Origin of the sequence: Okeania sp., assembly GCF_035285525.1 — a bacterium.
Classification (GTDB): domain Bacteria; phylum Cyanobacteriota; class Cyanobacteriia; order Cyanobacteriales; family Microcoleaceae; genus Trichodesmium.
The window spans coordinates 15,798-27,242 of sequence record NZ_JAYKGW010000134.1; the positions used below are offsets into that span (position 1 = coordinate 15,798).

General features: G+C 31.6%; 7 protein-coding genes and 1 tRNA gene. 4 read left to right on the forward strand and 4 right to left on the reverse strand.

Annotated elements, in window-relative coordinates; translation table 11 throughout:
- Positions 1 to 116: 116 nt before the first annotated feature.
- A tRNA-Ile gene (locus VKJ25_RS12690) sits at positions 117 to 189 on the reverse strand.
- Between the two features lie 210 nt (positions 190 to 399).
- On the opposite strand from VKJ25_RS12690, the gene VKJ25_RS12695 reads away from it, so the two are divergent.
- Positions 400 to 1,068, forward strand: a complete 669-nt coding sequence (locus tag VKJ25_RS12695) for a hypothetical protein (RefSeq protein ID WP_324236996.1) — start codon at positions 400 to 402, stop codon at positions 1,066 to 1,068.
- Positions 1,069 to 1,365: 297 nt separating this feature from the next.
- Positions 1,366 to 2,838, forward strand: coding sequence for a hemolysin family protein (locus VKJ25_RS12700; RefSeq protein WP_324236997.1), 1,473 nt, complete (start codon positions 1,366 to 1,368; stop codon positions 2,836 to 2,838).
- Positions 2,839 to 3,237: 399 nt separating this feature from the next.
- Here VKJ25_RS12700 and proX (VKJ25_RS12705) read toward each other — a convergent pair whose 3' ends face one another.
- Both proX (VKJ25_RS12705) and proX (VKJ25_RS12710) read right to left on the reverse strand, forming a co-directional pair.
- Positions 3,238 to 4,266 (reverse strand): glycine betaine/L-proline ABC transporter substrate-binding protein ProX, encoded by a 1,029-nt coding sequence (gene proX / locus VKJ25_RS12705; RefSeq protein ID WP_324236998.1) that lies wholly within the window; start codon positions 4,264 to 4,266, stop codon positions 3,238 to 3,240.
- A 509-nt stretch (positions 4,267 to 4,775) separates the two neighbouring features.
- A complete protein-coding gene (gene proX, locus VKJ25_RS12710) occupies positions 4,776 to 5,789 on the reverse strand; it encodes a glycine betaine/L-proline ABC transporter substrate-binding protein ProX (protein WP_324236999.1) in 1,014 nt (337 codons plus the stop codon).
- Between the two features lie 338 nt (positions 5,790 to 6,127).
- On the opposite strand from proX (VKJ25_RS12710), the gene rplI reads away from it, so the two are divergent.
- Positions 6,128 to 6,586, forward strand: coding sequence for a 50S ribosomal protein L9 (gene rplI / locus VKJ25_RS12715; protein WP_324237000.1), 459 nt, complete (start codon positions 6,128 to 6,130; stop codon positions 6,584 to 6,586).
- Positions 6,587 to 7,066: 480 nt separating this feature from the next.
- Here rplI and VKJ25_RS12720 read toward each other — a convergent pair whose 3' ends face one another.
- Positions 7,067 to 8,911: a PPC domain-containing protein gene (locus VKJ25_RS12720; RefSeq protein WP_324237001.1), complete on the reverse strand. Its 1,845-nt coding sequence runs from the start codon at positions 8,909 to 8,911 to the stop codon at positions 7,067 to 7,069.
- A 990-nt stretch (positions 8,912 to 9,901) separates the two neighbouring features.
- Between VKJ25_RS12720 and VKJ25_RS12725 the strand changes: the two genes are divergently transcribed.
- Positions 9,902 to 11,445 (forward strand): DnaB-like helicase N-terminal domain-containing protein (locus tag VKJ25_RS12725; protein WP_324237002.1); only part of this gene is annotated, 1,544 nt, incomplete at its 3' end.

An 11,445-nucleotide genomic window follows, 5' to 3' on the forward strand; every position in this document is an offset into this window, starting at 1 on the left:
ACCAGAAATTAACAGAGTATCTAATTAGGATTTGCGCTTCTTCAGTCTTTTTGTCAAGACAGAGAGTAGGGAGGTTCCACGGAACTTCCCTACAGAATATTTATTTTATAATTTAGTGCGCCCTGCTGGAATCGAACCAGCCTTAAAGCGAATTATGAGCTCGCTGCCTCCCCAATCGGCCAAAGGCGCTTATGTCTATTTAAAAGATATCATAACATAACCAAAAAAATAAGGCAAGTTCAATATAACCTTAAATTAATATAAAAACATAAAATATTCTTTGGATGTATGTTATCGCTCTACATAATATTATAATAAGGAAGTTTGGACATTAGCTAGTAAATGGTTTATATTATATCATAACAATATCTAAGAATTATATCTCAAATAGAAAAAACTATGAATTCTAGTCTTGTCCTAACTTTAAGTCTACTAGCTATGATGTGTACTGCTGGTTTGAGTAGTGCTTCTTTGGGATTTAAGCTCGGTAGGGAAGCCTTAAAAGGAATTACTCAACCAGATTCTCGTCCGACTAATAGTTTATTAGGAACTCAAGAAGCTTCAATTCGTCCAGAAGAATTTGTCATATTAGACGAGAAAAAAATTATTATTAATGTCAAAAATACTATTCTTAATGGTGGAAAAGTTGAGCAAAAAACAGCCAAAGAAGATGCTAATCAAAAAACAGCTAAGGCTAATTCTACTAAAGAAACTGAACCTAAACAAACTTTTCCAATTGTCAGTAATGATGGTGGAGTAGTATTGGAAGTTTATGATGTTCGTAAGTGGGGAAATTCTTTAGTTTTAGATGTTAATTTAAAAAATGGAGGAAACCGATCTGTAAGATTTTTATACAGTTTTTTGAATATTACAGATGAACAAGGAAGAGTTCTCAGCGCTAGTACAGAGGATTTACCAGGAGAACTTCCGCCTAATGGAATCAAATATTATGGTATTATTACTATCCCAATTACTTTATTAGATAATGCTAAGGAACTTTCTCTAGAACTTACCGATTATCCAGATAAGAAGTTAACTTTGAAAATGCCAAAAATCAGAATAGATTAAGTTAATTTTTCACTCTAAATTAAGAAACATAAAACGTAACTATCTCCTGTGGAATGCTTCGCAAACAGCAAGCCCTATCTAAGAGTTGAAAATGGCTTTAAATAAATATAATCTTTAAAGTTGGCTTTGATACTAATATCCAATTTACCTTAACTAATAAAGCTTTTATCTCAAACTAAAATAAATAGCTGACCGCTGTTTGCTGACGATGCAGAATGCTTACCATAAAACATAATTTTTAGCTCAAAAATTGTCAACTTTAAATATAAAAATATTCATAGGTCTGAGGCAAAATTAATGGCAGTAAGTTGGCTAAATATGCCAGACTTAGAAATTCTCATCTGGACAGACATGACCTGGACAGATATACTGTACCGCATCTTGTCTGTTTTTCTATTAATTGCCATAAATGCCTTCTTTGTTGTGGCAGAATTTTCTATTTTTTCGATCCGGAGGTCACGGATTAATCAGTTAGTGGATGAAGGTGATACTCAAGCAAAAACTGTTCAGCAACTGCAAAGAAATATTGACCGATTACTTTCTACTACTCAGTTAGGTATTACTTTGTCTAGTTTGGCCTTGGGTTGGATTGGTGAAGGGACTATGGCAGTGGTTATGAAAAAAGCTATAGTCTCTATACCACTACCTGGTTATATTAGTCAAGCGATCGCCCATTCCCTAGCTATTCCTATTGTTACTTTTTTTATTTTGGCTTATCTACAGATTGTTTTGGGAGAATTATGTCCCAAGTCTGTAGCGTTACTTTATTCAGAACAGTTATCTAAGTTATTAGGTCCTTTGAGTCTAGCTATTTCTCGATTCTTTAATCCATTTATTTGGATATTAAATCAATCTACTCATTGGTTATTACGATTAGTAGGGATTAGATATTCTGGTAGTGTCTGGAAAGCACCAGTTACTCCAGAGGAATTACAGTTAATTATCTCAACTTCTACTGAATCAATGGGTTTAGAAGCAGGAGAACGACAAATACTTAGTAATGTCTTTGAGTTTGGAGAGGTATTAGCTGGAGAAATTATGGTTCCACGGGTAAGTATAGATTTTATCTCAAGTACAGCTACTTTTCAAGATTTGTTAAATGAAATTCAAGTATCTGGTCATTCCCGTTATCCTGTAGTTGGTGAATCTATAGATGATATTCAGGGTATTATTGATTTTAGAGAATTAGCCCAACCTTTAGCTCAAGGATTGTTATCTCCACAAACTTCCATTTTATCTTGGATTCGTCCTTCCAGATTTGTTTCTGAACAAACATATTTGAATGAGTTATTATCTATAATGCAAAGAATGCATCAAATTCCCAATAATTCTCAGCATTCAGAAATGGTAATAGTGGTAGATGAGTTTGGTGGAACTGCTGGATTAATTACACGGGAAGATTTGATTGCGGAAATTATTAGTGGTGATGGTTATGAAATAACTAATACTGAGGAACTTACTTTACAAATGTTGGACGATCAGACTTTTATTGTCCAAGCACAATTAAGTGTGGAAGAAGTTAATCAACTTTTAAATTTAGATTTACCAGAGAATGAAGATTATCAGACTTTGGGAGGATTTTTGATTTATCAATTACAAAAAATTCCTACTGGAGGAGAAAATTTGCGTTACCAAAATTATGAATTTACTGTTGTTTCTGCTGAAGGTCCCCGTTTAGACAAAATTAAAATTCATCAATTAGAAGAGTTAGGAACTGAGGAATTTATTAATTTAATTTTAGATGATGAAACAGGGGAAAAAATCAATTGAATTTTACTTAAGGAAGATCAAGAAGGAAGAAGGCAAAAGTAAGAAGAAAAAGGCAAACATTTTCACCTCATAAAGTTAGCTTTGATAGTAAGAATTAATTTATAGCAATCCTAAATAGGTTGTAAGATTTCATGTTTCCACTTGTGTTAGGAAACCAAATTCTTACAGTTTTTTTTCACAAATCATTTTATGTTACTATCAAGATTTTAGCATTTTTATAACTGAAAAAAAGTGCGCCTATTTGAATTTATTTATCCTGAAAAAGTGATAATTTTGGGGGGACTATGGCATAAAAATAAAGTAATAATTATTCCTCCTAATTTATCTATCTTCCCCTCTACCGGAGGGGTTAGGGGTGAGTCTCAAACTCTGCTTTTTTTCAGCTTTTTTCAGCAAACCTTAATTAACTACTCCTCTTGCTGTTTCTAACCAACTATCATATTTTTCTTGATTATTTTCTACCCACTCTTGAGCATGACGTAAAATATCTTCTACTTTATCCTCACCATCTTTAATACGTAAACTTTCAGCATTCATATCTTCTATAGTAATTTCTACTAACTCAAACCACTTTTTGGCAACTGGGTTAATTTCTAAGAATTTTTTATTAGCAACTATACGCTGTTGAAGTATAGGAAATCCCAAATTTTTGCCGTCTACTAATGTATCTTTTTCAGTCAAATTTCCCATATCTTTTGGCAAAGATGTAAAAGGAACTTCTAAGGAAACTACATCTTTCTCTGGCTTTAAAACTGTAGATATCCAGTGGGGATTATAAGCATAATAAAGAATAGGTTTTCCTTCATTATAGCGAGTAATTGCATCTGCTAATAAAATTTCATATTGTCCTTGATCCTGTTCTACTGTATCTTCTAGTTCATAAGCTTTGAGATGATGATTTATTACTAATTCACAAGACCAACCAGGATTACAACCAACTAAGTTTGCTTTACCATCTTTATCGGAGTCAAAAAGTTGGGCTATTTCTGGATTTTTTAATTGTTCAATATTAGTAATGTTATATTTATCGGCTGTTTTTTTATCAATTTCATATTTTTGTATTCCATCAGGAGTTAATATTCCAACTTTCTCTAATTTTTCTTCACCACCAGAATTTTCAAAGTATTCTTTGTGTTGCGGGTCATAATAAACGGTACTATATTCTAAGTCTCCATTAGCAAGAGAAATATAAATTGGAGGATATTCAATTTGTTTGGGTTCTTCAACTTTATAGCCTAATTTTTCTAGACCTATATTGACAATATAAGTTTGAAATAATTCTTGTATCCAGGTACTATTAGCAGTACGAATAGTAACTGTTTCTGATTGATCGGGAACCGTATTATCAACTTGTTGGCAAGAAGTGAAAATTATTAATATAGAAGTTAGGATTGCTCCTAAAATTATTTTGACGGTTTTATTGTTCATTATTTTTATTTTTAGATTAATAAATTTTTCGGATAACAATTTTGTTCATAATTTGGTTTTTTTTTGCTGGTAATAAACAGATAAATTTATATCAGTTATTAGCTCTCTTTTTTGCTACAAAATATAGAATTTTAATGAGAACTTGCTGATTAAAGATAAAAGTCAAGATAAGATAGTTAAGGTTAGTGAGATTTTTATATTCAATTTGTCTCCTAGTTACTGGCTCTTATTTGCTTCAAAATACTGAATTTTCTGCTCAAATTAAAGAATATTTATTCACAGAAAATAACGTAAATTTTGCCTGTTTTTCCTATCTCGGCATCCCCCCCCATCTCGGCGTCCTACCGACAGCAACCAATTTTTTCAGCAAACCCTAATTACCAAAGAATTAATAATTAAATAATTAAATAACTCAGGTTTAAAGTCTTCCCTTTCAAGGGGAAAAAAATAAATTTTTTCTTTTTATTCAATCCTCTTCCTTTTAGGGAGAGGTAATTATCAATTATCCATTATTGAACTGCTTGTCTAGCTATTTCTAACCAACTATCATATTTTTGTTGATTATTTTTTACCCACTCTTGAGCATGACCTAAAATATCTTCTGGTTTATCTTCACCCTCTTTAATGCGTAAACTTTCAGCATTCATATCTGCAACAGAAATTTCTACTAATTCAAACCACTTTTTCGCAACTGGATTAGCTTCTAGAAATTTTTTATTAGCTACAATACCCTGTTTACTTCTAGGAAAACCCAGATTTTTTCCATCTAATAATGTATCTTTTTCCGTCAAATTTCCCATTTCTTTTGGTAAAGATGTAAAAGGAACTTCTAACCAAATAACATCTTTCTCTGGCTGTAAAACTGCAGATATCCAGTGGGGATTATAAGCATAATAAATAATAGATTCACCTTTATTATAACGAGTAATCGCATCTGCTAAAAGCACTGTATATTGACCTCGATTTTGTTCGACAGTATTTTGTAATTTATAAGCTTCGATTTGATGATCTATCGCCAGTTCACAACCCCAACCAGGATTACAACCAACTAAATTTGCTTTACCATCTTTATCAGAGTCAAAAAGTTGAGCTATTTCTGGATTTTTAAATTGTTCAATATTAGTAATTTTATATTTATCGGCTGTTTTTTTATCAATTTGATATCCTTGCATTCCTGGAGGTACTAAAGTTCCAACTCCCTCTAATTTTTCTTCACCACCAGCATTTTCAAAGAATTTATTGTGCCCTGGTTGATAATAAATAACACTATAGTCTAAGTCTCCATTTGCTACAGAAATATAAAGTGCTGGATAATCAATTTCTTTTGGTTTTTCTATCTGATAACCAAGTTTTTCTAGACCTATATTAACAATATAAGTTTGAAATGATTCTTCTATCCAGTTACTATGAGCTGTCCGAAGAGTTAAAGTTTGGGAATTTTGAACTGGTTGACAGGAGGCAAAAATTATTAAAAAGCTGGTTAAGATTGTTCCTAGAATTATTTTTAGAGATTTTTGTTTCATTTTAGTTTGATTAACAAATTTTACTACTTATTAAATCATAAGCATTTAGGTATTAGCGGTCATCTCATGCTTTGAAATGCTATAGCAAACAGCTTTTTAATAAAAGAAGTAAAGATTTGTCTGATTTTTACTACATTCAATTTTTAATTTAGTAACAGTAAAAATTACAGGTCAATGGCCATTCGCCCATACTGCCAACTTCATCTATAATATTTCCTTCATATATATTTCCTTCATATATACTATACCTTAAATTAATCTTTAGTTAGTTATTATTTTATGTATTGGGGAAATTCTGATATAATAAAAGTTTGGAGTAAAATTTTACAAATACAGTCATGGGCAAAAAATTACAAGTAGTCTTGAATCAAGATGTCAACAAATTAGGAAAATCAGGGGATGTTGTAGACGTAGCTCCTGGTTATGCGCGTAACTATTTGATTCCTAGGAAAATTGCTTTTCGCACTACTCCAGGTGTTCTGAAGCAAGTAGAACGTCGTAAGGAAGAAGAGCGACAAAGACAAATAGAAATTAAGCAAACAGCGACAGCTCAAAAGACTGCTTTGGAAACAGTTGGTCGTTTTAAAATTGCTAAACAAGTAGGTGAAAATGATGCAATTTTTGGTACGGTTACTGATAGAGAATTGGTGGAATTAATTAAGGAAAGTACAGGTCAAGAAATAGATAGACGTGGTGTTACTTTACCAGAAATTAGTAAGGTTGGTTTCTACAAAGCTGAAATTAAACTTCATCCAGAGGTAACTGCTGAAGTGGAGATTCAAGTGGTAGGTAGTTAACAGCTTTTCAGTTATCAGTTATCAGTTATCAGTTATCAGTTAGCCTCCTGGTTCGGAACTGCGCTAACAGCTTTTACGGTTCCCAAAAAATCAGTTATAAGTTATTAGTTGAACTGGAAATATGAATGACTGATATCTGATAGAATAGATATTAAAAATATTTACTTTTGACTGAAAATTTTGACTTTTATTACTCAACTTATAATCATCTATCATCTATACAGATGGCGTGAAAAATCAGTTATTAGTTATTAGTTGAACTCAAAATATAGATAACTGATATCTGATAGAATAGATATTCAAAATATTCGCTTTTTACTAGAAACTATCACTTTTATTACTTAATTATTAATAATCTATACTGCTTGTCATATCTTAGGAAATATCTAGTGTTTAAAGCAAAAAAAATGCGCAAGCAAGTTTTATCCATATATAACTTACGCAAAGATACTAAAAAATACGAACTATAGCTTTTCTACATCAGTCTCGTTCCCTCACCTCATAAGTTAGTTCACCGTAAAAAATTTCATTATCTATGTCAGGACCAGTAAGTTTTTTAACATCTAAACTACCGTCTTCATTGTACAATGCTAACTCATCTTTTTGAGTAATATCCCAAGTACCAGAAAGATTAAAATCTAGATTTCCTGTTACCTCTGAGTACGAAGAATAAAGACGATTAAATGAACTATCACCATATAAGAAAATTCCATCAATTATTTCCAGATCTGATAATTCTTCCCAAGGATCGATCACTCCATTTAAATTATAATCAAACTCTAAAAAATCGCTATTGTAATAGTAAGATAACCAGCGATCGCTCAAGTATGATTCCCAGTCAGTAGGTTCAGGAAAATCTAGACTTTCAACTAACTTATTTGCTATATCTTTATCGTCTTTTAATTTATTAGCAGGTCCCCCCACTAACACTATACCAGTTTCATTATTAAAACCTACAGTATTAACCACATAAAACTTTTCTTGAGGTTGTGAATTTTTGGTAATATAAGTGTTAGTAATTTGATTACCTTTTACATTTGCTTTTCCTTGTGGTTCAAAAGTAACTCCACCAATTTCAGTTTCCTGACTCCAGATATTAGCTAATTCCTGAATAGAACCTGTCAAGTAATTATTACTGACTTCTACATAGATACCTGGATACTCTTTAGAAGTTAAATTCAATTTATTATTATCATATTCTGAAGGTATTTGACCAAACCATCCTTCAGGTATTTCTAAAGAAACTCTATTTTCAAATCCGATTTGTGTACCTGATTCATAAATTATTCCTTCCTGCGGAAAAATTTTATTAACCTTCTCTGAACTGAAACTAAGTTCATAATTTGTTTTAGCTTTGCCAGGAGCAGATACTTCTAAATAATAAGTTCCTGGTTCTAAAATTTCTGTAATTGTTTCTGACTTTTTACCTTTATTTGTAGACTTATCCAAAACTGTTTCGCCGTCTTCATCAATTAATTTTATATGAGAATCTTGCTTCAGTTTATCCAGAGAAATATCTACTTTCCGTTCTTCCTGAATCTCAAAACTATAGACATCTATTTCATCTCTTTTTCCATTTTCTCTGTACCCAATTTTATCCTTAAATTTCACTGTTTTATTAGATAGTTTGCCTAAATTATTAGCTCCTTCTATACTTCTATCATCAGAAATTGTTTCTAAAGTTAAACGATAAGGAGTTTTTGCCGTTCCCACAGCAGATACCCGGAAATAATAATCTCCTGCTTCTAAATATTCAGTAATATTTTCTGATTGTTTACCTTTTTGATTCGACTTTTCTAATACTTTTTTGCCAGTTTCATCAAATAAATTAAGGTTGGCATTTTTCTTCAGTTTATCTAGTTGAATACTTACTTCGGCATTTTCAGATAAACTGAAATTATAGTAGTCATGTTTGTCAGGATTACCATTTTCTTTGTAGCCTATTCTGTCATTTATTCTGATTTTTTCACCAGAAATTATATCTATTTCTGTGGCAGTCTTAAAAGTATCATCTGACTTTTTACCAGCTCTTAACTGGATGTCAATATCAGAGCGATCGCCTGTAATTGAATCAATTTCTAGATTTTTAAAAGTTGCATAATCTGTAGAGATATACTGTAATTCATTTACTTCTAAATCCTGAGAATCAAGCAAATATTCAACAGAGTTTATATAATCATCTGAAGCTAAACTTTGTAGAGAAATATCTGGAGAAGGAGCGGAATAATTAGTCTCATAGTTTGAGGGTGAAAATAAACTATTTGTATCTTCAGCTTCTGTTTCTATAGTGCTGAATAATGAGCTTGATGATGAGTCGATATCCATTGTTTATGCCTCCTGGAATAAAAAAACTAAATTTCAATTAAGTTGGAATTTGTTTGACTGGAGATACACCCACAATGAATACTATAACACAATTATTTTTTATCAGTTTAATACAGAGCTATTTATTGATGTTTTAATGGATTAATAGTAGTGTATAACCCCTATTTTAAATTTTCATTAGAGACTAAAAAAATATAAGATAAAGTATAAATTTTCATGTAAAAATGATGTTAATTCATTGATTAATTTGCACTTCTTATATTCTCCTAGTCGATAGAATACAGAACTTTTTTTGATAAATAAGTGGTATATAGCAATTCTATAGAATTTTTAAATGAGATTTCATCAATGGATAATGGATAATTGATAATTGACATAGCAATCTGCCCTGGTATCTTTACAAATCATTTTTTGTATACCTTTTCGCTTACTGCACTTTGAGCTGGAATTGTAAATACCTGAGCGGCGATCACTATAGTTACCTTTCCCTTTTAGGACTATACTTTATAAAAATTTTTCTTAACATAAAATTTGACAAAATAGACAAGTTATGAAGAAGCCTCTCAAAGGCTAAAATTGGGAAAAAAGTGTATTGAATTAGATATTTTTTTGATAACTGTAGACAGGATTCTTCCTCCCCCTCCTCCCCATTTTCTCTACCCTCCCACAAGGGTTTCAGGAGTTCTTGATAAGGGATAGCTAAAAGGCGAGAGGATTGACTAAAAGGAAAAAATTTATTTCTCTTGGTCGATTGGATATAGTGTGCTTCGGTTCTCGACTGCTCTTTCAATTTGAAAGAAGAGACTAATAAAGCTGAATTATTCAATTATTAATTATTCCGTAAATCTAGATAGAGGTTTTTTCTAATAAAAAAATTCTGTATTGATTAGGATTTTTCCTTGTAGAAAATTACTATTTAATCCTGTTTTTCCTTCTTTACTATTCCCTGTTCCCTATTCCCTATTCCCTATTCCCTTTTTAATTAAATAAATGCAAAGCGATCGCCTACCTCCCCAAAATATTGAAGCAGAAGAAGCTATTTTAGGTGGTATTCTGCTGGACCCAGAAGCTATTAATCGAGTCACAGAATTATTACGCCCGGATTTTTTTGCTATTCAAGCTCATCAAATTATTTATAAAGCAATGTGGCAACTTTATAATCAGGGCAAACCTACAGATTTAATGACTGTTACCAGTTTCCTTACTGATAATAATCAGTTGGAAAAAATTGGCGGACAAGTCAAAATTGTTCAACTATTAGAACGAACTATTTCGGCAGTTAATATCGACCAATATGCAGCTTTAGTTGTTGATAAATATATTCGACGGAAATTAATCCAAGCTGGAAATGAAATTTTTGATTTAGGATTTAAAACTGCGACTGAATTAGAAACTATTCTTGACCAAGCAGAACAAAAAATATTTGCTCTAACTCAGGATAAACCACAACAAGATTTAGTTCCTATTTCTGAGACTTTAATTGATACTTTTCAGGAAATTGAAGATAGAAATGAGGGGGTTGCTTTACCTGGTTTGGCTTGTGGTTTTTATGATTTAGATGCAATGACTGGAGGTTTTCAAAGGTCGGATTTAATTATTGTCGCGGGTAGACCTTCGATGGGAAAATGTGCTAGTTATGATACTTTGGTTTTGCAAAAAGATGGTAGTTTAATTACTTTGGCGGAGGTTTATCAAAGGCAAGAAATAGAGTTATTAACTTTGGGAAAAAATAGAAGGTTTTATCTGACTAAACCTAGTGCTTTTGTTGATGATGGAATTAAACCTCTATTTAGAGTTACGACAAAATTAGGAAGATTTGTTGAAACAACAATTACTCATCCTTTTTTGACGGTTGATGGTTGGAAAACTTTGGCAAAATTGCGGGTAGGAGAAAAAATAGCCGTACCCGGTCGGTTAGATATTTTTGGAAATGAAACTATTCCAGAAAGTGAATTTTCTTCTCTGATTGATTCTGAAAATTTATGTCTTTTTCCTCTGGTTTTTAAATTGGAAAAGTCGCAGTTAGCTTTATTTATTAAATATCTATTTTCTTCGGATGGATGGGTGAAAATATCTGAAAGTGGAGAAGTATGTTTTGGTTATTCTGTTGTTAGTGAAAAGTTGGTTAGGCAAGTACAACATATTTTGCTGAGATTTGGAATTGTTGGTGGTATTGAAAAAGTTGAAGAGAAGAAAAGTGGAAAAATAAAGGTTGATAAAAGTTTATGGTATTTGACTATTACTGATGCTTTATCTCAGAAAAACTTTATTACAGATATTGGTAGTTTTAATTCTCAAAAATTCGATTTGGCTAAACCGGATAACTTCTCTCTTCAGAAATTAGAAAATTGGGAAATTCTCTGGAATGAATTGGTTAGTCTAATGGCAAGTTTTGCCAAATCAAAACATCAGTCATTGAATAGTAAAACTCTCAAAATAACTTCTGATAAAAATTCTGATAATTTAACGACTACTAATACTATCTCTGGCAACTTTCCATATCTAAGTCTAGATTTCGATACCGAAATATTCGA

Coding starts and splice junctions, on each gene's coding strand:
- VKJ25_RS12695 (WP_324236996.1), top strand. CDS start 400: ATGAATTCTAGTCTTGTCCTAACTTTAAGTCTACTAGCTATGATGTGT.
- VKJ25_RS12700 (WP_324236997.1), top strand. CDS start 1,366: ATGGCAGTAAGTTGGCTAAATATGCCAGACTTAGAAATTCTCATCTGG.
- proX (WP_324236998.1), bottom strand. CDS start 4,266: ATGAACAATAAAACCGTCAAAATAATTTTAGGAGCAATCCTAACTTCT.
- proX (WP_324236999.1), bottom strand. CDS start 5,789: ATGAAACAAAAATCTCTAAAAATAATTCTAGGAACAATCTTAACCAGC.
- rplI (WP_324237000.1), top strand. CDS start 6,128: ATGGGCAAAAAATTACAAGTAGTCTTGAATCAAGATGTCAACAAATTA.
- VKJ25_RS12720 (WP_324237001.1), bottom strand. CDS start 8,911: ATGGATATCGACTCATCATCAAGCTCATTATTCAGCACTATAGAAACA.